The following is a 21,949-nucleotide window of genomic DNA, read 5'->3' as shown; positions in this document are numbered from 1 at the left end:
TCGAAGGGAAGTGGGCATGGACCAGACACCGATGACCGCACCCCCGGCAGAGGTACCAGCAGAGGCCGTCCGTCTCGTGCGCCTTGCTGCGGTCCTGAACCGAGTGACGGCGGGCGCGGTGCTCGTGGCGCTCGGCGTGCTCGTGCTGAGCTCGATCGACGCGACGGCGTCGCACGTGGCCGGGGGCGTGCTGGTGGCAGGGGGTCCGCTCGTCGTCCTGTGGCGTGCCGTCTACCTGTCCCGCCTGGTCACGACGGTGCTGAACGTGGCAGTGCTCCTGGTCATGGTGGACACGGCAGGCCGGCTGCTCGTGCGGTAGGCATGCACCGTGACGTGTGTCACAGCGCTCGGCCGTCGTGACTGCGGCTCGGCTGCGTCTATCGCAGGAGCAGGGCCGCTGAACCGCGCGGTCCGCGTCCTGAGAGGCACACACCATGCGCAACACTCCCGCGACCGGCGCCGTCGGCGCAGGCAGGTTCGCCGCTGCAGGGTTCGCCGGCCTGTCGACCGCGCATCCTGGGATCGTCCGTGTCGCGCACGGGTGCACGGTGGTCGGCGCGAGCAGGATCGGTCGTCGTGCCGCCGCGGCGGGCGAGCGGTGAGCGGAGCGTCGGTCGAGATCGTGATCATCGAGTCGCGTACGTTGCCGCCCAGTATCGGCCCGCGCGTGGTGGCCGCCGTGCCCGTAGCGGTGCTCGGGGTCGCAGTCCTGGTGGCTGCCGACCGGTTTCGCCACGGCGAGGCGGTACTCACGGCCCGGCTGCTCGAGCACCTGTTCTCCCGGCCGACGACGGTGCCCTCGGCGGAGCCGGTCTTCTACTACGAGTCGGCGGCGGGAGCGGTGCCCGTGTGGTCGAGCGTCCTCGTCGCCGGACCCGTCTCGGCCGCGTGGTTCGTGGGCGGCGCGCTCCTGGCGACCTCGCTGATGCTGCTCCTGTGGCGTCGTGCGCCCGTGGCTGGGCTGCTGGTCGCCGGCCTGGTCACGATCACGACGCTCGGAGTCGTCAGCACGGCGCGGACGATCCTGTCTGTCGAGGCGACCGCCCGCTGGGGTGAGACCGGGTTCGGCTGGATGATGCACACGGTCGGCGGCCCGGTCCTGATGATCGCGACCTTGTGCCTGTGCTCGCTGCTCTTCACTCCGGGCGGCCTGCTGGCGTCGGCGCGGCCGACGGGGGACGCGTGAGGGCCGAAGCGTCGCTGCCCAGACGGCTCGATACCGGTTCACCCAAGAAATCACAGCAAGAGCGTCATCACTCCTGCCCCGCTGCGTCGGTCCCGTCGGCTCGTGCTTGCGAGCCCTACGTCCGAGCAGAGAGAAGCAGCATGCCCCAGACAGCTCGCCGCGAGATCGCAGTGCTCTATGGAACGCGGCCGGAGGCCGTGAAGCTCGCCCCGGTCGTCAACGAGCTCAAGCGCCGCAGCACCCACCTGCCGCGCGTCGTGACCTCCGGGCAGCACCGCACCATGCTCGACCAGGTCAACCAGCTCTTCGACATCGTCCCTGACCACGACCTCGGCCTGCTGCGGCGCGGCTACTCGCTCGACGACGTCCTCATCGGCGCCGTACGGGGGTTCAGCGAGTATCTCGACGCGCACCCCGTCGACGCCGTGGTGGTGCAGGGCGACACCACTACGGCCTTTGCCGGGGCGCTGACCGCCTATCACCGGCAGATCCCCGTGGTGCACGTCGAGGCGGGCCTGCGCACCGGGGACATCTACTCTCCGTTCCCCGAGGAGGCGAACCGGAGGTTCATCACCACCATCGCCGCACGGCACTGCGCTCCGACGAACCTCGCGGCCCGCAATCTGCTCCACGAGCACGTGCCCGAGGATCACGTCACCGTCACGGGCAACACCGTCATCGACGCCCTGATGCATACCGCGTCCCGCTCGGGCCCCGTCAGTGAGCCGGTCATCGAGGCCGCCATCCAGGAGGGCCGTCGCCTGGTCCTGGTGACCGCCCACCGGCGCGAGTCCTGGGACGACGGGATCGAGCGGGTCGCGCGCGCCCTGGTCCAGGTCGCCGACCTGTTCCCCGATGTGCTGATGATCGTGCCGCTGACCGACAACCCGGTCGTGCGGGAGGCAATCGTGCCGACGGTCTTCAGCTCCCCGAACATCCTGCTGATCGACGCCCTGCCGTACGAGGAGTTCACCCGGATCCTGTCCAGGGCGACCGTCGTGGTCACCGACTCGGGCGGCGTCCAGGAGGAGGCGCCCGCCTTCGGCGTCCCGGTCGTGATCACCCGTGACGCCACCGAGCGCCCCGAGCTTCTCGACGCAGGTGGGGGAGTGCTGGTCGGCACCGTGACGGAACGCATCACCGAGACCCTGGTCGGCCTGCTGACCGACACGGTGCTGCACCGTCGCATGGCGTCGGCGCCGAGCCCGTTCGGGGACGGTCACGCCGCCGGCCGCGTGGCCAACGTCATCGACGACCTGCTCGCCGGCCGCCGGACCGACGACGCCACCGGGTGGACCGCGCACGCACTCGCTCGCTGACCCGCTCGGCTCCTGCTGATTGCTCGGTTCATGCCCGGAAGCTGGGGTTCTCGGGCATGAACCGAGCCTTCAGCAGGAGCCGCGTACCCACCGGAAAGGGAACTCGCATGTCCTACCTCTTGACCGATGCTCCGCCGTTGCCGGACGAGGCAGTGCGGCTGGTGCGGTTGTCGCGGGTCATGACCCGCGCCGCGGTCGGCGCACTGCTCGTGGCGCTGGGCACCCTCGTGCTGGCGTCGCTCGCGACCTCCCGCTATCTCGAGGCCACGATGCTGTTCCTCGCCCTCGGGCACGTGCTCCTGGCCGTCAACCCAGCCCGACGCCGCACCGCCTGACCCGCTCCGGGGACCGGTCCAACCGGGCCGGATCCTGTGCCGTGGCCCCGCAGCCTGTCGTGCGGGGCCACGGTCATGTCATCAGCCGGATCCTCAGTCCTAGCGCTCTGACCAGGCAGATCACCCTCCCGATCACCAGGGTGAGCCGCGACACGCGAGAGCTGGTCGAGCGTCTTCCCCCGTGCGTACACAGGTGCGCCGACGGTCCTGCTGAACCTCCGGACCGTCATCGCGAGGAGGGGACTGGGATGCCGATAACGACGACGGCGTGGCAGCGCGAGATCGGCCTGATGGAGCAGCGACGTGGGCATGCCGAGGTGCAGGGGGACGGCGAAGACCAGCTCGAGGAGCTCGGTGACGTCGAGCTCTTCGGCCGGGCGAAGGCCGGCGACACGTTTGCGGTGGACCTCGTATGGCGGCGGCACTACCCCTATGCGCTCAAGGTGGCACGGCGCTACACCCGCAACCCGTCAGACGCCGACGACCTGGCTGCCGAGGCGTTCGTGCGCATCTTGTCGTTGCTGCGCGCAGGGCGCGGCCCTCGCGAGCACGGAAAGACCTACGTGGCGCGGACGGTGCGGAACATCGCGACGGACCGCTCTCGCCGGAGGCAACCGCCGACCACCGTGATCGACGAGGCGCACGACCTGCCGGCGTCGGACGACCCGGCCGCCGCGGCGCTGTCGGCCATGGAGCTCGGCGACGTGCTGGAGGGGCTCGCGGCATGCCCACCGCGCCAGCGGTACGCCATGCAGCTGACGGTGTTCGAGGGAGTGCCGATCGCGAGGGTGGCCGCCGACCTGGGGATCTCCAAGAACGCCGTCGCGGCTCTGCTCGTGCGGGCCCGCGAGTCGATCCGACGGTTCGTCGCACAGCGCGTCCATGAGCACGGTACGGGTGGCCGACGCGCGGCCGCGGACCCCGGGTACCGGCAGCTGGTACCGGTTATGCGGGATCGTGCTGGGCGATCAGACGGCTGAGGGCTGCGACGTCCTCGGGCAGCGGCTGCACGGTGATCCGGATCGGTGCCCGAAGGATGCTCGGGTTCTTCTCGGCCAGGCTGGCCAGCGTGGCCCGAGCCCGCACGACGGCCGCGTGCACGTGGCCGGCGGGCTCGGACCGACCGACCACGACGGCGACACCGTCGCGGTAGCCGGTCGGGTAGTTCTCGCTGAAGGCGAGGCGGACGGCCTCGCCCAGCAGGACATCGCGCTTCCACCGGACGAGGCGGGCAGCCGCGCCGATCTTGCCGACCCGGCCGTCGATGGTCACCAGGAGGAGCGACCCGCCCTCCCGCGTGCTGTCGATGCCCGCGTAGACGTCGGCCGCCCGGGCGAGGAACTCGGCGTGCTGCGGAAGCCCGCTCATACCTCGCGCGGCGACCTCCGGGTCCGGTCCCGTGTCGGTGGTCTCCCAGGCTGCGGCGAACGCCAGCGTGACGGACAAGGGAATGGTCTCCGAGCACAGCTCGTAGAGCGTGCCGACATCGCGCAGTCCCTCCGTGATGCCGACATCGGCCAGCGCACGGGCCGTCCCGAGGGCCTGAGCGGGCGCTTCCGCCGGGAGCCCGTGCAGAACCGCGTGCGCCAGCGGAACGACTGCCGGTGCCGACCAGTCCTCGGGCATACGCCAGCCCTCGGCAACCGTGTGTCTGCGCCATCGCGCGCACAGCGTGCCGAGTGCGTCGTCTCCTGCGGGTCTCTTGTTCATCGCCGGGCTAGACGTTGGCACAACACGGTGGTGACGGCGCAACCCGAAGCCGCCCCCGGACGCAGAATCACCCCCCGGATCACCCAACTGACCTGCGCGGTTGCACGTACCGGGCGGTAGTATTCTACGCAATCAGGACAACTCCATCGACGTGCCAGGGGGCGCTCGCGGATGGTCGACACGACCAGCTCCACCCCGTCGCGGCAGCAGGAGAGTGCCGCGGGGTCCACGTCCGACGAGGAGCTGCTCGCGGGCCTCCGGTCCGGGCAGAACCAGGCGTTCGCCGAGCTCTACACGCGGTACTACCGCAGGGCGGCGGGGGTCGCTCGACAGGTGGTCGGTCACGGACCGGCAGTCGACGACGTCGTTGCCGAGTCGTTCACCTCGCTGCTGTCGGCCGTGCGCGGCGGAGGCGGTCCGGTGACGAACGTCCGCTCGTACCTGATGACGACGGTCCGCAACACCGCCATCGGGTTCCTGCGGACGCAGCAGAAGGCGGTGCCCGCCGAGGCCGAGGTGGTGGACCGCCCGCACCGTGACCCCGACGCTCTGGTCCGGGCCGACGACGACCACCGGGTCCGGCGGGCGTTCGCCGAGCTGCCCGCACGCTGGCGGCGCGTCCTCTGGTACGTCGACGTCCACGACCTGCCACCGGCACAGGCCGGCCCCCTCCTGGGCGTCTCGCCGAACGCGGTGTCGTCGTTGGCCCGCAGGGCTCGCGGACGGCTGAGGCGGGAGTACCTCCAGGCCCATCAGGACCGGGTGGCGCCAGGGTGCGAGGACTACGTCCCCCACCTGGCTCGGTACGTCGACGAGACGCTGGCTGTGCCCGTGCACCATCGAATCGATATGCATGTACTGGCGTGCGTCCATTGCACAGCGGCCGTCGACCAGATGCGGGACCTCAAGCGCCGCATGCGCGGTCTGCTGCTTCCGCTCGGCCTTCCGATCGCGGCCGCCGGCGAGATCGAGGGTCCCCATGCCGACGCCGAGGGTCCGGTACCCAGGACGGGGCTCGCGTCCCAGGCACTCGGCCGACGCTTGTGGTGGGCGCGGCCGCGCGTCGGGCGGCGGACGATCGTCCTCGGCGCCGTGGCCGTGGCGCTGTCGGCCGTGGTGCTGTCGACCGTCGCGGCGTCAGGTCTCGTGGGTGGCGTGCCGGCGGACGCGACGGTCTCCGTCGCGGAAGCGCCATCTGCTCCGGGTTCCGGTGGATCCGTACCCGGGCCCCAGCCGACCGGCGGTGGAGCCGGAGCCGGCGAGGACGATGCCGAAGCGGAGACCGACGATCCCGCAGGAGCGGTCCCGGCACCCGGCCCTGAGGTTTCCCCGACGCCCGGCGCTGGTCCGCGTGAGGCGGCGCAGGACATCCGTGGCGCTGAGGACGCGGCGGTGCGTTGGGAACGACCGGGACGTAGTGCGCCGGTCGTCGACCGGACACCCGCCCCGACGTCGGGCCCCGACCCGGGCCTGACGCCCGGCCTGCCCGCAGCTCCCGAACCGGTCCCCGCTCCTGATCCGGCTCCGATCGCCGAGCCGACGACGCCCGCCGAGCCGCCGCCTGCCGAGCCCACAATGCCCGCCGAGCCGACGCCGCCCGCCGAGCCGACAACGCCTGCGGAACCCACAACGCCTGCCGAGCCGACGCCGCCACCCGTGGTCCTCGAGGTCGAGCACGAGGACCTGGGCGACCTCGTGCCTGGCCGGCCCGGCGTCATCGGCGCCACGGTGACCAACCCGGACGCCGAGCCGACCGGTCCCGTCACCGTCGACGTCACGCTGCCCGCAGGCGTCGAGCTCGATGTGGCGGGCAGCACCCGTGCGGTCTCGGAGTGGTCCTGTATCCCGGGTGCGGGGGCATCGGGTGGTGTGAGCTGCGTCGTCGACACTCTTGTCGGGGGCGAGCCGTCGACGATGCTGGTACCCGTCCTGGTCGCCGCTGAGGTTGTGGAGGGCCAGGTCGACGTGCGGCTGGACGTGCGTGGCGACGGCGTCGTGCCCACGGGTGTGCACGGGTCGGTACCGGTGCGGGCGGGCGCACTCGCCGCCCGGTACGTGGCGACCGGTTCCGTCGAGGTCAGCCACGCGGGAGCGCCCGTCCTCCATTGCGACCCGGCCGCCGAGGGCTGCGCGGCGGTGGCGGACGGTACCGCCACCGGCTCCTCGCAGAACAACAATGCCTGGAACATGGTCTCCGTCGACGCCCTGGGCACGGGAACCCGCTCGTCCACGGCCCAGCTGGACCTTCCCGCAGGAGCAGAGGTCCTGGCCGCCCGGCTCTACTGGGCGGGAGGGTGCGACGGCGTGGTGGAGCCGGTCCGTGTGGCGCCCCCGGGAGCCGCTCTTGCACCCGTCGGGGGGACCTCTGACCTCGTCGTGGACCGCTCAGGGGCGCAGGCGTACCAGGCGAGTGCCGATGTGACCGACCTCGTCCGGTCGGGCGGAGCCGGGACCTGGGGTGTGGCCGACGTGTGCGCCACCGAGGCGATGGGCGGATACGGGGGCTGGGCCCTCGTCGTCATGCATCGGCCGCCCGGCACCGTGCCCGGCGGTTCGGGGCTCGCGATCGTCTACGACGGGCTGATGCCCGTGTCGCCCGAGGCCGGCCCCGCGACCTTTGCCGTGGCGGGCCGCCCTGGTTCGGTGGCACGGGTCGGCGCAGTCGTGTGGGACGGGGACCGGAGTGCCCCCGGAGATCAGCTCTTGTTCGACGGCGACCCCATGGTGCCGCTCCGGTGGGACGGCGCCGGGCCGGCCGGGCCCGGCTCGGCCGAGAACGCGTTCGACTCGACGGCCTGGGGCTCCTCCTACGCCAACTCCCTGGGAGTGGACGTGAAGCCGTTCGAGCCGGTGTCCCTGACGTCGTCCAGAGCGGAGCTCACCGCCATCGAGACCAACGGGGACGCGTTCGTCGTCGGGGTCGTCACAGTGACGACGGGGAGCCCGCCCTGAGCCTGGCGCGGACTATGGGGTCCAGCAGGCCCAGCTCCCGGGCCCGCCGGAGCGCCGCCGTGCGGTTGTGGACACCGAGCCGCCGGTAGACCTCGCGAATCTGTGTCTTGACCGTGTTGTGCGAGACGAAGGACGCCTTCGCCACCTCGGTCGAGGTCAGGCCGTCGGCCAAGCGGTGCAGAACGACGAGCTGGCGGTCGGGGACGACGACGAACTCGACCGGGGCCGGCCCTCCGCGTCGGCGCAGCACCTGAGCGATGTTCTCCCGGACGGGCTCGGGCGCATCCTCGGCCATCCGGCGCAGGATGTCGGACGACGCCCACCAGAAGGGCAGGGCGCCACCGAGCTGGTGTGCCAGGGCAGTCGCGTGGGCCAGCTCGCGACGCACGTCGGCGTCGTCCGTCGTCCCGTCGGTGATGGCGGTGAGCGCCTCGCCCGCCAGCAGGTGCGTCTCGAGGCGGGCCCCGGCCGTCGAGCCCTGGTGCCCGACGGCCGTGGTCGCCAGGAGCGCGTCGTGCGGCAGCCCCTGCGCGAGACGCAGCCGGGCGTCGAGCAGGGCAGCCGCGGGAGTGCGCCCGGTCAGGGAGCCGGCGATCACCACGGCGATCGTGCCCCGACCTAGCCCGAGGTAGAGCCGGCCGAGGTCGAGTGCGAGGAGTGGCGGGATCTGGAGATGGTCCGTGGACGGCTCCGCCTCCGACGGTGTGAGCCCACGCCGGGCGAGCGTGTCGCGGAGCTGGTTCACGGCGGGCTCCTCCTGGCGTCGCAGCGCGGCGAGCGTTGCCTCGACGTGCAAGCCGGCAAACCACAGCTCCGTCTGGGCGGCATCCTGCACTGCGTCGAGCAGGTCGTCGGGCAGGTCGTCGTTGAACCGCTCCAGGCGCACGAGAGCCGAGGCCAGAGCCGCTGGGTCGCCGACGGCGTGCCGCCACCAGGCGGGTGGCTCGGGCAGCGCATCGACCTCGGCAGACCAGTCGGCCGCAGCGTGCACGCCGGAGTCGAGCGCGTGGACGAGGGCCGCCAGCTCGGCTGCCGCTGCGGCGAGCGGTAGTGCTCCGGAGCCGAGCGCTCCCTGGTGGACGCTCTCCGCGTACCTCAGGGCTTCGTCGAGGAGGCCCGCCTCGATGGCGGTGACAGCGGCCTGCAGCCCGACGAGGACCTGTTCGAGGTCGAGCCCGCCGCGGGCCGGGCCGAGCAGGCCACGTGCCAGGCGCAGCGCGTCATCGGTGCGACCCGCACGACGAAGGCGCGCGATCCGGGCGAACGTCGGGAGGTGGCCCTCAGGTCCGTTGGGCCGCTGGGGACCGGTCAGCTGGGTGGTGGAGGTCTCGTGCGTGCCGGGCCGACCGGGGGAGCGCCGGGTCACCGACAGCAGGGCCCGTAGCTCCGCGGGGACGTGGTGGACAGGCACCGCAGCGGCCGCGCCCCAGAGCGCCTCGTGCAGCGTGGGATCGTGTCCGTCCAGCACGCCCGTCCACCCGTTCTGCAGCAGGTCGCGCACCAGTTCGGCGTCGCCGGACTCGAGCCCGACCAGGAGGGCTCCTCGCGTATCGCCCGCCTGCTCCCTCCGCCGTGCAGCCTTTGCCGCCCGCAGATGAAGCTCGTCCTGGCCTCGACCGCGCGCGTAGTCGAGCAAGGCACGGCGTGCGTTCGGCTCCACGGCGAGGACGTCGTCGGGTACGGACGGATCGTCGAGGACCAGGCCGGCGTCCACGAGGCGATCGAGAAAGGCGGGTGCGCCGTGGAGCTCGGCGAGCAGGCCGGTCGACGCCAGCTCTGTCCGGCTGAACCGAGGTCCGAGGCTGGCCTCGACCAGCACCCGGATCGCCTCAGGGGGCAGAGCGGCACGGAGCAGGGCAGCGCGGTGCGCGGCGGCGATGGTCGAGACGATGTCGTCCGTGACCGCGACGTCGCCGGCGTGTACGCGACGTACCTCCTCCAACACCGGGTAGATCACGGCGGCGAACCCTGCTGCTGCAGTGACCAGCAGGCGGGCCTGCGACCGGCTGAGGGGCGCGCCCAGCGCGGCGGCCGCCGCCTGCGCCTCGTCGGGACGGACGGCGAGATCGTGCAGGAGCAGCTCCAGGTGCTTCGGCGCCTCGCCGGCAGGGATCCGGCCGTCGAGGGTCGGGACGGACGCCGGGAGCGGCGCAGCAGTGAGGACGACGACGCGGCCCCGGCGCAGCAGCCGCGCGACCCGGTCCAGGTAGACCAACGCTTCCCCCGACGTCGGCCCCAGCCGGTCGACGACGAGCACCGCACCGTGGGCGTCGAGCGCCGCCGCCAGGCTCTCGCCGGTCAGCGCCTCGGCGATACCGGCGGTCTGCGGCTCCTCGGCGGTCACGTCCAGGAGCCGGTGATGCACAAGGAGGCCGAGGGCGTCGCCGTCCACCTGGTCGGACTCTGGGACGTCGACCCAGACCACCGTCCGTCCGTCACGGATCAATCGACGGGACCACAGTGCGGTGGCTGTGCGCCGGCCTGTGCCGCCCGGGCTGCGTAGCAGCACCATCCCGGTGGCATCGGTTCGCAACGCGTGGTCGAGGGCCCGTTCGACCGTCGGCCTGCGGAGCGCGCCCCCCGGTAGCGCGGGCAAACGTTCCTCGGCACGCCGGAGCAGGTCGGACGGAAGGGCCGGGCAAGGCACGCGCCCATCGGGCGGGGAGATTGGATCACACTCGTGTAGGACGACGTCCAGCCGGGGTCGTGTCACGTGACCTGGGTCACAGCGATCGCCTCGGCCCAGGCGCGTTCGATCCCCGTGTTCGTCCTCGAACTGATGAAGCGGCTGATGATCTTTGCCGTCTCAGCCGACGGGGAGTGCTCACTTCGACGTCCTATGGAGAGTGCAAAGGGCGCGCCATGAGCGCGTGGCAGGACTTTCGCATGCGACCTACGTGTACTGCGCACCACGAAGCAACGCACCGACCGAGGGAGCGACTGTGAAGTACCAGGCGAAGAAGGTCACCAAGCCCGTCTCCGGCTCGAACCCGCACCGGGTGTTGCGGACTGCATGGTCAGGTGCTGTCGCAGCCGTCACCGCGGGAGGTCTGCTGTTCACGGCTTCGGCAGCGGTCCCGGCCGCGCACTCCCCGGACGACGTTCGTGACCTTCCCATCCGACTCCATGGACCGACCGAGAGCATGACGGTCGAGCAGCCCGAGACCGCCCCGGAAGGGATCAGCCTGAGCCAGATAGTGGCCATCCTGGAGCGTGCAGGGGAGCAGGCGCGAGAACAGGGCTCTGACTTCAGTCCGACGGTTGCGCAGGCCGCGGTCGAGCTCGACATGCTGTACGCCACCTACACGATGCAGCTGTCGGTGTCGGACGAGAAGGGTGACGGTCCGCGTGTCGAGGACGTGTCCGTCGGGCAGGCCGTGCAGGTGTCCTACGAGCAGACCTCGGTGGTCGGGTCGGACGCGACGCGCCCGCAGGCAAGCTATGTCACGTACACCGAGCTGGTGACCGCGGCAGTGCGACTGGCGAGCATGCTGGACGCCCCGGTACCCATCGCCCGGGTGGAGGTGCACCGCGCCCAGGAGCGTCCGGGGCACACGACGCCGGAGCCTGTGGGGCCTGTCGAGACGTGGGGCGCGCCGGAGCGTCAGCGCCTTCCGCTGCGCGAGAGCCTGCTCGACGCGGTCACGCTGTTCGGCGGCTCCACCGCGGGCTATGCCAACGGCCGGATTCCCGCGGTGGTGCTCTGTCCGTTGGAGTTCGCACCTGGCCACATGGTGCGGTGCGACGCCGCGGAGCGGCTGACGGCGCTGAGCGACAAGTTCGAGCGGGAGTTCGGGTACGCGATCCCGATCACCGATTCCTACCGGTCCTACGCGCAGCAGGTTGCCGTGGCCAGTGCCAAGCCACATCTGGCAGCGGTCCCGGGCACGTCCAACCATGGCTGGGGCCTGGCCGTGGACCTGAGCGACCCGATCGCGGGCGGAGCGTCCCGGGAGTACGTGTGGCTGCGGGTGCACGGTCCGCACTACGGGTGGGACAACCCGTCGTGGGCCCGGCTGGGTGGCGCGAAGCCCGAACCGTGGCACTTCGAGTTCTTCGCGGCGGGCTCGGTCCCGAACCGTGCTGTCGAGGCGTCCGACGTCGGCACCTGGGATCCGGCTGCCGGTCCATCCGAACCACCGGCTGCCGCCAGCCCGCGCCACAAGCCGGCGTCCGGTCCCGCACGGGGGGACAGCCCGACCACTGGAGCACGGAAGCCGACGACGAAGCCGGAGGCCGGTCCGCCGTCGCAGAAGCCGTCCGAGCCCGCATCGAAGCCCAAGCCGAAGCCGTCCGACCCGAAGCCGAAGCCGTCGCCGAGCGATCCCAAGCCCGCGCCGAGCGACCCGAAGCCGACACCTTCGCCGTCGCCGTCGCCGACGCCGTCCGACCCGAAGCCGGCACCGAGCGAGCCGACGACACCCACGCCCCGCCCTACCCCCGAGCCGTCACCCGCTCCGTCGGAACCCAGTGAGCCGTCCTCCCCGGCGCCCTCGGAGCCGTCGTCGAGCCCGTCCCCGACGTCGACCCCGGACCGTGACGGTAGGACGCCGCCTACGCCGGTGCCATCGACCAGCCCGTCGGTGTCTCCGACACCGCTGTCCCGCCTCGCTCGCGGTCTGGATCTCTCCGCCGACGACTCCGAGAAATGACCCGAGACGCCCGGCCCCGTCGGTGCTCCGGGTCGGGGCTCAGCGTGTCGCCGGCTCAGTGTGTCGCCGGCTCCGCGGGGCTGCGGCGTGCGTAGGCGCGGGCGGCGCGGACCCGGTTGCCGCACCGGGTGGAGCACCAGTGGCGGCGGGCGTGCGTCCGCAGGAAGTACCGGCTGCACGACCTGGCGGTGCAGGCGGTCAGCGATGCCGCCTCGGGGCCGGTGACCAGGCCGACCGCGTCTGCCGCCAGCGCCGACATCGCGTGCTCGACGACCTGGGTGACCGGATGGACGGCCTCTCTGGCGAGCCCGTGGTCCGGGTCCCAGCGCAGCACCTCGGTCGCCGGCGCCAGGCGAAGCGCCGAATTGATCGCCTCCAGCGATTCGTCCGAGGGCGCGGTTCCCGCGGTGACCGAGTGGAACAGCTCGCGGATCTGCGCGCGCAGACCGGTCAGCCGGGACGCGCAGTACTCCTGGAGCGGAGCCCCTGGGGGTGCGAGGTGGCGCTCGACCAGCCACGCGGTCGCCGTCGCGGGAGTCGCCAGCGCGTCCACCGTGCCGCCGCCGGGGACCAGGGTGACGGAGTTCGCCAGGTCGAGCGCGCGATGTTCGGCAGCGCCGGGGGCAGGTGGTGGCAGGTCTGTGCGATGCGTCGAGGGGCTGGGCACTTTCTCATGCTACATCTTGCATTTATCCGTGAGGTATCGCGTAGAGTCATCATGGCAACGTGCCGAAGTTTCCATGAGAGGGAGTCACCATGTCTGTGGCGTCGACAGCGTCCGAGCAGTTCCACGCTCGTGTGATCAGTGGCCCGACCGTCGTGATCGAGTACGGCGGCCTGCGCCTGCTGACCGATCCGACCTTCGATCCGGCCGGCACCTATCCCGGCGCGTCGCCCCTCGAGCGCACCGTCGACTCGCCCGTCACCGCTGACGACGTGGGCGCGGTGGACGCTGTGCTCCTGTCGCACGACGAGCACGCGGACAACCTCGACACATCCGGCCGGGCGTTCCTCGAGAGCAGCCCGTTGACGCTGACCACCGTCAGCGGTGCCGCCCGTCTGGGCGGGAGCGCTCGCGGTCTGTCTCCCTGGGAGACGATCGACCTGCCGCGTCCGGACGGAGGGGCGGTGACCGTGACCGCCACCCGCGCCCAGCACGGGCCGGACGGCTCCGGGCCGGTGGTCGGTGACGTGATCGGGTTCGTGCTCACCGGTGCAGGCCTCCCGGCCGTCTACATCAGCGGGGACAACGCCTCGCTCGACGTCGTCCGCGAGGTCGCCGACCGCTTCGACGTCGATGAGGCAGTGCTCTTCGCCGGAGCGGTGCGCATGCCGGTGATCAGGGACGAGCCCGACCTGCTCACCCTCGACGCCGGGCGCGCGGTGGAGGCGGCGAAGATGCTCGACGCGGGGCGCGTACTCATCGCCCACGTCGACAGCTGGGCCCACTTCTCCGAGGATCTCCAGACCACCGTTGCCGCCTTCGACGAAGCGGGCCTGGGCGACCGCCTCGTGCGTCGCTGACGCAAGTCTGTCGGTTCGACGTGGTTCTGGGCGTACTGCGCTTGTACCCTCTCGCGGGTGAGCATGATCGGTGAGTACATCCGTTTGGAGCCGGGCGACTTCACGAGGGCGTTGTCCGAGCCCGAGTGGGTCCGCAGCATGATCGACGAGTTGTGGGATGCCGAGGAGGAGGGCAACGAGCAGGACCTACGCCTGATCGACGTCGACAAGGCTTGGCATGGCCTCGCACTCGTTCTTGAGCGCGCTGGAGTGTCTGCGGCGGTGGTGTTTGGAGACGACCAGGTGCCAGGAGCAGACGACTGGGGTTACGGCCCGCCCTCGTCCTTGAGCCCTGAGCGGGTCGCGGAGCTGGCTGCCGCATTGCGCTCACTCGACGGACCCAGGGCGATCGAGGCGGTGCCCGCAGAGGTCTTTGTCAAAGAGGACATCTACCCGCAGGGCATCTGGAATGAGGCCGGTGCTGGACAGTACCTTGCGGGCCATCTCGAACGGTTGACCACGTTCTTCGTCGACGCGGCTGACGCAGGCATGGGCATCTTCGTCTGGCTCGACTGAGCGAAAGAGGCGGAGCTACTGCCCGCGCCGACCGGGTACTGCTTGGCTGGCATCCTTACCTGTCGTGACGCACCTTCTCGAAAGTGGTCCGCTGGGGTGGGTCTTCATCGCGGTCGGAGCCATCTCCTCGGTTCGTTGGTGGCATCACGTCTGGACGTACACGACCAAGGCACTTCCGCGACCCGGCGGAAAGACAGCCCTCGCCGTCGAAGGGGCAATGCTCGCCCTGGTGTGGCTCATCGGCGGGGCAGTGGTGGTCTACCCCATTGTCCCCATGGCGTCTATCGGGATGGTGGTGGTTGCCGCTTACTGCTTTCCGGTCGCCTTCGTGGGTACGGGGCTGCTTGCTTTCTTCCGGGTCGACGAACTCATCGCGTGGATGGGCTGGCCACGACCTGAGGGACGGTGGCGACGGGGTGTTATCCGGGGTGTGGGAGTGGCACACGCCGTCGCGGGGCTCGCGATCGCCGTGCTCGTGACGTACGCCCTGCTGAGGGTGTCGACGGGCGCGTGACCTCGCCGGCCTCCGCACCCGACACCGTGGCATCCTGCGCCCATGCGGGAAGGCTGGTGGCGGGCATCTTCGACTGAGCGCGCACCGCACGGGAGAGTCGGTAGGGTCCCAGCATGGTCGGTCCGCGGCGTTACCGTGATGTGCATGCCATGACGATCAGCGCTCCGCCAGAGGCGGTGTGGCGCACGGTCCTCGACCAGGTCGAGGTGGTCGGGCGGCCGTCCTGGTACGTGCGAACGATCGGTTGCCGCGATGCGCGGCCCTCAGGCCCACGCCCGCTCGCCGCAGGGTCGGTCGTACCAGGGTTCCGCGTCACGGCAGCGGACCCACCGGGCAGCCTCGCGCTCGACGGCGTCCATCGCTTCTCGGTCTACTCCCTCACCTTCCGGCTGGTGCCCGACGGCGCCGGCACGCGCCTCGAAGCACACACCGACGCGACCTTCCCGGGTGTGCTCGGTGCGGTCTACCGGCTCCTCGTGATCGACTCGCGCCTGCACCGGGTTGCCACCCGGAGCATCCTGGAGCGCGTCAGGCGCCGGCTGGCCACGTCGCGAGAAGGCTACGACCGGCGGCAGCTGTGACGGCGCCTCCGGCAACGGCTGGAGCCTCAGCGATGACCGCCCCACCACCGCTGTGCCTGGTCATCAACGGGCCGTCGGCCGCGGGGAAGTCGACCCTGACGACGGCGATCCAGGATCGTGCCGAGGTCCCTCTCCTGAGGTTCGGCCTCGATGAGCTCTTCCGCATGGTGCCTGAGCACTGGGGCGGCGGGTTGCCGGGCGCCCGGCACTCGGACCTCGGATTTCGGTACGAGGCAGTTGAGGGGTACGCCGGTGTCCGGCGCATCCGTTCAGGACCGGACGGCATGCTGATGCTGGCGGCGATGAACGCGGCGATCACGGCGATGCTGCGGACCGGGCAGGGCGTGATCGTCGACGGACAGGCATTCGAACCCGAGGCCAACCGGGATCTCGAAGCTCAGCTGGGGGAGCTGAACCGGCGAGGTTCGGCGGTCGTCGCGATCGTCGAGCTCATGACGGAGGACAGCGAGCTTGAGGACCGGCAGCGCCGCCACCAGCACCCGGCAGGGCTCTCGCTGTTCCACAACAGTCAGCCACCTCAGTCGGCAGAACCTGATCTGGTCATCGACACGACCGGGCTTGACGCCACTCAGGTGGCAGACCTGCTCTGGGACCGGCTGGTTGTGATCTACCCGGCGATCCAGAGCGGCCACGCGCCGAGCGCCTGAGGACAAGAACGCTCGTCACGCCGGTCTGAGCGTGCCGATCTGGGCGGCGGCCTGCTCGGGCGACAGCCCTTCCGTGTAGACGACGCTCGTCCTGACGGCGTGGTTGAGCGGTTCGGCGACCCACTCGGCGAGAAAGTCGTGCCCGTCGCGGATCCAGTCGGTGTCCTTCACCGCGATCGAGCGTTCGCGCAGAAGAGCGACGGACCGCTCCGGATCGGGGCTGGGCAGCAGGAGGATGACGTCGTCGGCTCGGGACAGTGCGGTCCGCACGCGCAGCGCGCACGAGGGATCGGTGTAGCTGGTGTGCCCCGCCCCCAGGGCGATCACTGCACCGGCGTGGTCGGCCAGGACCTGTTCGACGGCGTGCGCCCGTGCGGGCTCCCACTCACGCTCGGCGGCGACGCGGCCGACTGCGCGGATGCGATCGACGAGGCGGTCCAGGTCCCAGCCGGTCTGGCCGTAGTAGGGCCAGGCCATCTCGTCGACGTCGACGAAGGGTGTGCCGAGCCGCGCCGCGACGAGCTTGCCGAGCGTCGACTTGCCGGCCGCGGCGGGGCCGATCAGCGCGATGGTCCGTGTCATTCCTCTGTCCCGCCCCTAGCCAATGACCGACCGCTACCTCGAGACGCGGTAGGCGGTCCTCGGGGGCCGGCCGGCAGCGGTCGTCACGACGTCCGCGAGCCGCGCGATCCCAGCCTGATGACACAGCGCGACCGTCACGTGGGCGGCGGCGATGGTGTCGGCGAGGGCGTCGTGATGCGTGAACGACGGCAGCCGGAGAGCGGTGGTGACGTGCGGCAACGAGTACTTCGGGAGGGTGAGCTGCCGTCGGGCCATCCGGAGGGCGTCGACCCACTCGTTACGCGGTGCCGCCAGCCGGTAGACCGCGGACGCCTGCTCGAACACGGGCCGGTCGGCGGGCACGTTGTAGGCGACGATCGGGTCAGCGCCGATGAAGTCGACGATCGTCGCGTGCACGGCCGCCCACGACGGCGCGCCCGACACGTGCTGCGCCTGGATCCCGTGCGCACGGACGTTGTAGTACCCGAAGTCGTCGTACCCGGCCGGAGGGCGGACGAGCGTGCCGTGCGTCTCGACCACCTGACCGTCCCGCACGCGGGCGACACCGACGGCGCACACGGACGCCTTGTTCGGATTCGCTGTCTCGAAGTCGATCGCGGTGAACGAGAGCCCGGGTAGGGGCGGGGGAACCGGCACGCCGCGATCGTAGCGAGCGTTGGGTGCGCCTCCGCTGCGCCGCGCCTGGCCGCTCGGCCGCCAGTCCGTCCGCGGCGCGCAGCTCGCGCTGTTCATCCTCGGGAGCCGGGCCGCTTTCGGCGCTGTATGGCCTGTCTTGACGGTTAAATCCCACGGATAGAACGATTTGGGCATTGCAGTGCATTTCTATGGTAGAAACATTCCCGACGGACCTCCTTCGCCAGCGCCCCGCGCTGCACCGGTGGAACTCCCCGGCTCTGCGTCGTCGCCGCGCCCTTGCGTGAGCCCACAGGTCCCGTCACCGCCTCGCCGGCACGGATCTGTGCCGGCACCCGAAGGTCGCTGACCTGCGGCGTAGTTGCGCCCAGGCCCGTACCGCCGATGAACGAAAGGAGCTCTGTGCTCTTCTGCCGGCCAGCACAGCACAGCACTGACCGACCCCGCACTACTCGCTCGGTCCGCCCCCTGCGGGTACCGCCCACTTAGCTGCCGTTCCCACTGCACCCGTTCATCCGGTCCGACCTCCGGCCCGGCTCCTGACGAGAAAGTGAGAACGCCTTGGGCGACCTACAACAACTTCCCGGGCCAGTCGTGGTCCTTCTCATGCTCCTGTTCTTCGGCGGCAGCTTCTACATGTCGGTCCGCACCAGCAAGAAGAAGGAGAACGCGGACGGCTACATGACCGGCGGTGGGAACATCGGGTTCGGCATCTCCGCCGCGTCGATGACCGCCACCTGGATCTGGGCGTCGTCGATGTACGCGTCCGCCACCTCCGGCTACACGTACGGGATCTCCGGCCCCATCCACTACGGGCTCTGGGGCGCCCTCATGATCCTGCTCATCTACCCCTTCGGGCGCCGGATCCGCGCCGTGGCGCCCCGCGCGCACACGATCGCCGAGGTCATGTTCGCCCGGCACGGGCGCTCGAGCCAGCTCATGCTCGCCGGCTCCAACGTGCTCGGCAGCGTGATCAGCCTGACGTCTAACCTCATCGCCGGCGGCGCGCTCGTCGACATGCTCACGCCGTACTCGTTCACGCAGGGCATCATCGCCATCGCGGCCGGGGTGCTCCTGTACACGCTGTGGTCCGGGTTCCGCGCCTCTGTGCTGACCGACTTCGCTCAGGTGCTCGCCATGCTCGGCGCGGTCGTGGTGATCATCCCGATCGTGTTCTTCGCGGCCGGCGGCCCGGGCCTGTTCGAGACCGGCGCGGCGAACCTCACGCCGCAGCAGCAGGACTTCTTCTCCTCGGACGCGTTCTTCAACCAGGGCGCCCCGTACATCGCGGCAGTGCTGGCCTACGCCATCGGCAACCAGACGATCGCCCAGCGGCTCTTCGCGGTCCGGGAGGACCTCATCAAGAAGACCTTCGTCACCGCGACGTTCGGGTACGGGGCGACGATCATCGGCGTCGGGATGCTCGGCGTCATCGCCCTGTACGCGGGAGTCGAGCCACTGGGCGGCGACCTGAACAACCTGATCCCGCAGATGGCCGCCACCTATCTGAACCCCGCGCTCCTGTGCCTGTTCTTCGTGATGATCATCGGCTCCCTGTCCTCGACGGCGGACTCCGACCTCACGGCCCTCTCGTCGATCGTCATGACCGACGTCTACGGGCAGAACATCGCAGGGAAGAAGCGCGCCAACCCGCGCACGATGGTCCTCATCGGCCGGCTCACGATGGTCGTCGCGATCGCGGCAGCGCTGGTCTTCGCGGGCGCCAAGCTGAACATCCTGGACCTGCTGGTGTTCGTCGGCGCGCTGTGGGGGGCGCTCGTGTTCCCCGTCATCGCGAGCTTCTACTGGGGGCGCGTCACGAACCTCGCCTTCAGCGCCGCGGTTCTGGCGGGCCTCGCCGCCTTCCTGCCGGTCCGCTTCTCCTGGGTCGACCTCTCCGGTGGGCTGGGGCTCGTCTCGGACGTCCTGTCCACCGTCGGCGTGGGCATCGTGCTCGGCCTCATGGCCTTCGGCTTCTTCGGCAAGCGGGTCGCGCTCGTCGTGGGCACGGTCGCGACCCTGGTGGCCGCGCCGTTCGCGATCGGGTTCCTGCACACCTACCCGGTGCTGTCCGGATCGCTCGTCGCCTACGCGGTGAGCACCATCGTCTGCGTCGCACTGACCCTGCTGAACAAGGGGACGTTCGACTTCGCGCTCATCAAGGAGCGCACCGGCGACTTCGACACGGAACCGGGCGCCAACCGCCTGGACGACCGGCCGCGGCAGGGTGAGCCCGTCGCGGCCCGAGGGGAGCTCTCATGACAGTCCTGCTCACGCTCTACGTGCTGATCTGGCCACTCGTCGTGGCCGGCGTGCTCTTCGTGATCGGCCGCGCCTTCTATCGTGAGGTGCGCGCAGCCAAGGCTGAGGGGCGCAGCGTCATCTAGCGCCCGGGCGCCCACGCCGACCGGCTGTCGAGGGCCTGGCCCAGCGGATACCGCGGGCCAGGCCCTCCGTGCTGTCGCGGCTCAGTGGTGGTGCTCGTGGCCGGCGCCGGGCACGACCGGCGTCGCCCCCGGACGCGTCCACTGGGGCACGGGCCGTCGGGTCGGCCCCCAGGTGGCGCCACCCTCGGCGTCCGTGGCCCAGTACCAGCAGGAGGCCTGGCCTTCAGGCCACCCCTCCGGCATGTCCTCCCAGGCCTCGCCGCGGCCGTAGGGGGTCATGTCGAGCAGCCCGAAGATTCCGGACGCCGGCTCGTTGCCACGGCCCGTGGTCCGGTAGGTGAGGTAGACACGGTCGCCGTCGCGCAGGAAGCAGACGATGTGGCCCATGTCGACGCCGAGCGGCGCCGGCAGCCCGCGCACCGAGTACCAGGGCTCGGTGTAGCCCATGAACTCCAGGTAGGGGGCGACCTCGTCCCAGGGCCCCTCCGTCAGCATCGCGAACGAGACTCCGCGCACGGAGAGGTACGGGGCGGCCTGCTGGATGTGCCAGGCGTTGATCGTGCACCCGGGGCACTGGCCCTCGATCGGGTCGCCGTCGTGCCACATGTGCTGGTAGACCACGAGTTCGTCGCGGCCCTGGAACAGGTCGATGAACGGCACCGGTCCGTCGGCGCCGGTGACCTGGACCGTGCCGTCGAGCTCGACCATCGGCAGCCGGCGTCGGGCAGCGGCCAGCGCGTCGCCCGCACGGGTGTGCGCCTTCTCGCGCGCCAGGAGCTCCTCGCGGGTGGTCTGCCAGGTGTCCCAGTCGACGACAGTCGGCCGAGCTGGTCGGCCGGTCCGGGTGGACGTCTCGGTCATGGTGCCCTCCAGTGCCTCGGGTTCGGGCGCCGCGGCAGCGCCCCTACCAGTCCGACGGCGAACCGGTCGTGAACTCATCGGCGCCCGCCTACGAGAGGGTCCGGACACTCCCGGATCGGCCAGCCGTCATGGACGCCACCTCACAAGCACCTCGGCACCGGCGCGCTCCAGCTCGTGTTCGACCGGTTCGACACGTAGTAGTCGCTGACCCAGCGCCCGTCGCGCAGCCTGTTCCATACCGAGGTGGTGCCCGACCGGCTGCCTGCCTTCTGGCACATCACGGCGGCCAACGAGCCGCGCCGCAGCGGGCTGCCGGTCGTCGGGTACGACACCCCCGGACCGGTGCGGGCGTTGAGCGAGTCCGCCGTCACCTGCCCGGGATAGGTGCAGCGGGGCAGCGCCGTAGAGAACCCGGTGCTCGACGGCGTCGAGACGTAGTAGTCGCTGACCCACGCACCGGTGGTGAGCCGGTCCCACACCGTGGTCGGGCCGACCTGCTGTCCGGTGCCCTGGCACACGACGGACAACGAGGAGCCGGGCGCATGGGCGCGGACCACCGGGTACGAGGTGGACGGCCCCGAGCGGGCGTTGAGCGAGCTGCTGCTCGTCACCTTGTAGGCGCGTGCGACGGTGGCGACAGGTGCCTTGATCACGTCGGAGTCGATGTTGATCCGCACTCCGCCCCAGGTCTCGTCGTGGTCACCGAGGTACTGCTTCGCGCGCTGATCGGTGGCCCAGTGCGAGTTCGGTGCCGTCGGCCAGCCGGACAGCGACGTGTCACCGTCCCAGCGGGCCATCCACACCGCGTCCGGCCGGGCGTACGTGGTGGAGCTGTACGAGTCCGAGAGGTCGCGCAGCCCCGAGTTCTGGTGGACGTACACCCCCGCCAGATACCCCGACGAGTGCAAGGTCTTCGTCCACGCCGAGACGTACCGCCGCACTGCCGTGCGGCACGTGGAGTCGGTGCGGTCGTAGTGCTCGACGTCCGCGTACAGGGCGCTGCCCGACAGCATGCCCAGAGCCTGGGCCTTCGCGACGGCGTCGGTGGCGTCCGAGTTCCCCCGCGCCGTGGCGTTGGTCGCGGTATAGCGGTTCGGCTTGTCGCCGACCATGCAGTACGGCTGGTACCCGAAGTAGGTGGGCAGCAGGCGCCAGCCCGCCACGGAGGCGTCACGCACCCACGCGGCGGTCAGGTTCGGTTGCGTGCAGCCGCGGTTGTTGCCACCGAAGTACACGTTCACGACCGTGAACGGCGACGTCCCCTTCCATGCCTGCAGCGCTGACAGCGACGGTGCGGTGCACGTGTCGAAACCGGGGCTGTCGGCCCGCGTCACGGTCGATGCGGACCGGTAGGCGACCGGCGTCTCGGGCTCGGCGGCGGCGGGGACGGTGAGCCCGACGAGCAGGAGAGCCAGGCTGCTACCGAGAGCGGCCAGGCCTCGGACGACCTTGCGTGCGGCGGCCATGGGACACCTCCGGGAGACGGTCCG

The 21,949-nt window shown here is 70.9% G+C and carries 22 protein-coding genes; 15 read left to right on the top strand and 7 right to left on the bottom strand.

Annotated elements, in window-relative coordinates; translation table 11 throughout:
• The first annotated feature begins 16 nt into the window (after nt 1–16).
• From ACFS27_RS05000 to ACFS27_RS04975, 6 genes are all read left to right on the top strand, one after another.
• Nucleotides 17–319 (top strand): hypothetical protein, encoded by a 303-nt coding sequence (locus ACFS27_RS05000; protein ID WP_377180743.1) that lies wholly within the window; start codon nt 17–19, stop codon nt 317–319.
• A gap of 115 nt (nt 320–434) precedes the next feature.
• Nucleotides 435–602: a hypothetical protein gene (locus tag ACFS27_RS04995; protein ID WP_377180742.1), complete on the top strand. Its 168-nt coding sequence runs from the start codon at nt 435–437 to the stop codon at nt 600–602.
• The gene (locus ACFS27_RS04990; protein WP_377180741.1) at nt 599–1,186 is read left to right on the top strand and encodes a hypothetical protein; all 588 of its coding nucleotides are present in this window, start codon (nt 599–601) and stop codon (nt 1,184–1,186) included. The genes ACFS27_RS04995 and ACFS27_RS04990 overlap by 4 nt, the downstream gene beginning before the upstream one ends.
• Before the next feature lie 140 nt (nt 1,187–1,326).
• Nucleotides 1,327–2,505 carry a non-hydrolyzing UDP-N-acetylglucosamine 2-epimerase gene (wecB, locus tag ACFS27_RS04985; RefSeq protein WP_377180740.1) on the top strand — a complete coding sequence of 393 codons (1,179 nt, stop codon included), beginning with the start codon at nt 1,327–1,329 and terminating at the stop codon, nt 2,503–2,505.
• 107 nt (nt 2,506–2,612) lie between these two features.
• Nucleotides 2,613–2,840, top strand: a complete 228-nt coding sequence (locus tag ACFS27_RS04980; RefSeq protein ID WP_377180739.1) for a hypothetical protein — start codon at nt 2,613–2,615, stop codon at nt 2,838–2,840.
• 248 nt (nt 2,841–3,088) lie between these two features.
• On the top strand, nt 3,089–3,820 hold the full coding sequence (locus tag ACFS27_RS04975; RefSeq protein ID WP_377180738.1) for an RNA polymerase sigma factor: 732 nt from the start codon (nt 3,089–3,091) through the stop codon (nt 3,818–3,820).
• On the opposite strand, the gene ACFS27_RS04970 is transcribed toward ACFS27_RS04975, so the two are convergent.
• Nucleotides 3,786–4,550, bottom strand: a complete 765-nt coding sequence (locus tag ACFS27_RS04970) for a hypothetical protein (protein WP_377180737.1) — start codon at nt 4,548–4,550, stop codon at nt 3,786–3,788. The genes ACFS27_RS04975 and ACFS27_RS04970 overlap by 35 nt on opposite strands.
• Nucleotides 4,551–4,721: 171 nt before the next feature.
• Here ACFS27_RS04970 and ACFS27_RS04965 point away from each other — a divergent pair, with 171 nt between their 5' ends.
• Nucleotides 4,722–7,502, top strand: coding sequence for an RNA polymerase sigma factor (locus ACFS27_RS04965; protein WP_377180736.1), 2,781 nt, complete (start codon nt 4,722–4,724; stop codon nt 7,500–7,502).
• Here the strand turns inward: ACFS27_RS04965 and ACFS27_RS04960 are convergent.
• Nucleotides 7,474–9,927: a helix-turn-helix transcriptional regulator gene (locus ACFS27_RS04960; protein WP_377180734.1), complete on the bottom strand. Its 2,454-nt coding sequence runs from the start codon at nt 9,925–9,927 to the stop codon at nt 7,474–7,476. The genes ACFS27_RS04965 and ACFS27_RS04960 overlap by 29 nt on opposite strands.
• 718 nt (nt 9,928–10,645) lie before the next feature.
• Here ACFS27_RS04960 and ACFS27_RS04955 point away from each other — a divergent pair.
• A complete protein-coding gene (locus tag ACFS27_RS04955) occupies nt 10,646–12,154 on the top strand; it encodes a M15 family metallopeptidase (RefSeq protein ID WP_377180733.1) in 1,509 nt (502 codons plus the stop codon).
• A 55-nt stretch (nt 12,155–12,209) separates the two neighbouring features.
• Here the strand turns inward: ACFS27_RS04955 and ACFS27_RS04950 are convergent, their stop codons facing one another.
• Nucleotides 12,210–12,821, bottom strand: coding sequence for a CGNR zinc finger domain-containing protein (locus ACFS27_RS04950; protein ID WP_377180732.1), 612 nt, complete (start codon nt 12,819–12,821; stop codon nt 12,210–12,212).
• Nucleotides 12,822–12,910: 89 nt separating this feature from the next.
• On the opposite strand from ACFS27_RS04950, the gene ACFS27_RS04945 reads away from it, so the two are divergent.
• From ACFS27_RS04945 to ACFS27_RS04925, 5 genes are all read left to right on the top strand, one after another.
• Nucleotides 12,911–13,678, top strand: coding sequence for an MBL fold metallo-hydrolase (locus tag ACFS27_RS04945; protein WP_377180731.1), 768 nt, complete (start codon nt 12,911–12,913; stop codon nt 13,676–13,678).
• Nucleotides 13,679–13,741: 63 nt separating this feature from the next.
• Nucleotides 13,742–14,233, top strand: a complete 492-nt coding sequence (locus tag ACFS27_RS04940; protein ID WP_377183599.1) for a YfbM family protein — start codon at nt 13,742–13,744, stop codon at nt 14,231–14,233.
• A 64-nt stretch (nt 14,234–14,297) separates the two neighbouring features.
• Nucleotides 14,298–14,747: a hypothetical protein gene (locus ACFS27_RS04935; RefSeq protein WP_377180729.1), complete on the top strand. Its 450-nt coding sequence runs from the start codon at nt 14,298–14,300 to the stop codon at nt 14,745–14,747.
• A gap of 149 nt (nt 14,748–14,896) precedes the next feature.
• The gene (locus ACFS27_RS04930; RefSeq protein ID WP_377180728.1) at nt 14,897–15,328 is read left to right on the top strand and encodes an SRPBCC family protein; all 432 of its coding nucleotides are present in this window, start codon (nt 14,897–14,899) and stop codon (nt 15,326–15,328) included.
• 32 nt (nt 15,329–15,360) lie between these two features.
• Nucleotides 15,361–15,996 carry a phosphotransferase-like protein gene (locus ACFS27_RS04925; protein WP_377180727.1) on the top strand — a complete coding sequence of 212 codons (636 nt, stop codon included), beginning with the start codon at nt 15,361–15,363 and terminating at the stop codon, nt 15,994–15,996.
• A 15-nt stretch (nt 15,997–16,011) separates the two neighbouring features.
• Here ACFS27_RS04925 and ACFS27_RS04920 read toward each other — a convergent pair whose 3' ends face one another.
• Together ACFS27_RS04920 and ACFS27_RS04915 are read right to left on the bottom strand one after the other, a co-directional pair.
• Nucleotides 16,012–16,578, bottom strand: coding sequence for a shikimate kinase (locus tag ACFS27_RS04920; RefSeq protein WP_377180726.1), 567 nt, complete (start codon nt 16,576–16,578; stop codon nt 16,012–16,014).
• Nucleotides 16,579–16,611: 33 nt separating this feature from the next.
• Entirely contained in the window at nt 16,612–17,214 is a 603-nt protein-coding gene (locus ACFS27_RS04915; RefSeq protein WP_377180725.1) for an exonuclease domain-containing protein, read from the bottom strand.
• A gap of 603 nt (nt 17,215–17,817) precedes the next feature.
• Between ACFS27_RS04915 and ACFS27_RS04910 the strand changes: the two genes are divergently transcribed.
• Both ACFS27_RS04910 and ACFS27_RS04905 read left to right on the top strand, forming a co-directional pair.
• Nucleotides 17,818–19,473, top strand: a complete 1,656-nt coding sequence (locus ACFS27_RS04910) for a sodium:solute symporter family protein (RefSeq protein ID WP_377180724.1) — start codon at nt 17,818–17,820, stop codon at nt 19,471–19,473.
• A complete protein-coding gene (locus tag ACFS27_RS04905; RefSeq protein WP_377180723.1) occupies nt 19,470–19,598 on the top strand; it encodes a putative transporter small subunit in 129 nt (42 codons plus the stop codon). The genes ACFS27_RS04910 and ACFS27_RS04905 overlap by 4 nt, the downstream gene beginning before the upstream one ends.
• A gap of 81 nt (nt 19,599–19,679) precedes the next feature.
• On the opposite strand, the gene ACFS27_RS04900 is transcribed toward ACFS27_RS04905, so the two are convergent.
• Together ACFS27_RS04900 and ACFS27_RS04895 are read right to left on the bottom strand one after the other, a co-directional pair.
• Nucleotides 19,680–20,459, bottom strand: a complete 780-nt coding sequence (locus tag ACFS27_RS04900) for a DUF899 family protein (RefSeq protein WP_377180722.1) — start codon at nt 20,457–20,459, stop codon at nt 19,680–19,682.
• 140 nt (nt 20,460–20,599) lie between these two features.
• Nucleotides 20,600–21,925, bottom strand: a complete 1,326-nt coding sequence (locus tag ACFS27_RS04895; protein WP_377180721.1) for a glycoside hydrolase domain-containing protein — start codon at nt 21,923–21,925, stop codon at nt 20,600–20,602.
• Between the last annotated feature and the right edge of the window lie 24 nt (nt 21,926–21,949).

Source organism: Promicromonospora vindobonensis (assembly GCF_042685865.1).
GTDB classification, from domain to species: domain Bacteria; phylum Actinomycetota; class Actinomycetes; order Actinomycetales; family Cellulomonadaceae; genus Promicromonospora; species Promicromonospora vindobonensis.
Note: the sequence above shows the minus strand (reverse complement) of the source record. Positions and strands in the feature narration are given on the sequence as shown.

Coding starts and splice junctions, on each gene's coding strand:
- ACFS27_RS05000 (WP_377180743.1), top strand. CDS start 17: ATGGACCAGACACCGATGACCGCACCCCCGGCAGAGGTACCAGCAGAG.
- ACFS27_RS04995 (WP_377180742.1), top strand. CDS start 435: ATGCGCAACACTCCCGCGACCGGCGCCGTCGGCGCAGGCAGGTTCGCC.
- wecB (WP_377180740.1), top strand. CDS start 1,327: ATGCCCCAGACAGCTCGCCGCGAGATCGCAGTGCTCTATGGAACGCGG.
- ACFS27_RS04980 (WP_377180739.1), top strand. CDS start 2,613: ATGTCCTACCTCTTGACCGATGCTCCGCCGTTGCCGGACGAGGCAGTG.
- ACFS27_RS04975 (WP_377180738.1), top strand. CDS start 3,089: ATGCCGATAACGACGACGGCGTGGCAGCGCGAGATCGGCCTGATGGAG.
- ACFS27_RS04970 (WP_377180737.1), bottom strand. CDS start 4,550: ATGAACAAGAGACCCGCAGGAGACGACGCACTCGGCACGCTGTGCGCG.
- ACFS27_RS04965 (WP_377180736.1), top strand. CDS start 4,722: ATGGTCGACACGACCAGCTCCACCCCGTCGCGGCAGCAGGAGAGTGCC.
- ACFS27_RS04955 (WP_377180733.1), top strand. CDS start 10,646: ATGACGGTCGAGCAGCCCGAGACCGCCCCGGAAGGGATCAGCCTGAGC.
- ACFS27_RS04945 (WP_377180731.1), top strand. CDS start 12,911: ATGTCTGTGGCGTCGACAGCGTCCGAGCAGTTCCACGCTCGTGTGATC.
- ACFS27_RS04940 (WP_377183599.1), top strand. CDS start 13,742: ATGATCGGTGAGTACATCCGTTTGGAGCCGGGCGACTTCACGAGGGCG.
- ACFS27_RS04930 (WP_377180728.1), top strand. CDS start 14,897: ATGACGATCAGCGCTCCGCCAGAGGCGGTGTGGCGCACGGTCCTCGAC.
- ACFS27_RS04925 (WP_377180727.1), top strand. CDS start 15,361: ATGACCGCCCCACCACCGCTGTGCCTGGTCATCAACGGGCCGTCGGCC.
- ACFS27_RS04920 (WP_377180726.1), bottom strand. CDS start 16,578: ATGACACGGACCATCGCGCTGATCGGCCCCGCCGCGGCCGGCAAGTCG.
- ACFS27_RS04910 (WP_377180724.1), top strand. CDS start 17,818: ATGCTCCTGTTCTTCGGCGGCAGCTTCTACATGTCGGTCCGCACCAGC.
- ACFS27_RS04905 (WP_377180723.1), top strand. CDS start 19,470: ATGACAGTCCTGCTCACGCTCTACGTGCTGATCTGGCCACTCGTCGTG.
- ACFS27_RS04900 (WP_377180722.1), bottom strand. CDS start 20,459: ATGACCGAGACGTCCACCCGGACCGGCCGACCAGCTCGGCCGACTGTC.
- ACFS27_RS04895 (WP_377180721.1), bottom strand. CDS start 21,925: ATGGCCGCCGCACGCAAGGTCGTCCGAGGCCTGGCCGCTCTCGGTAGC.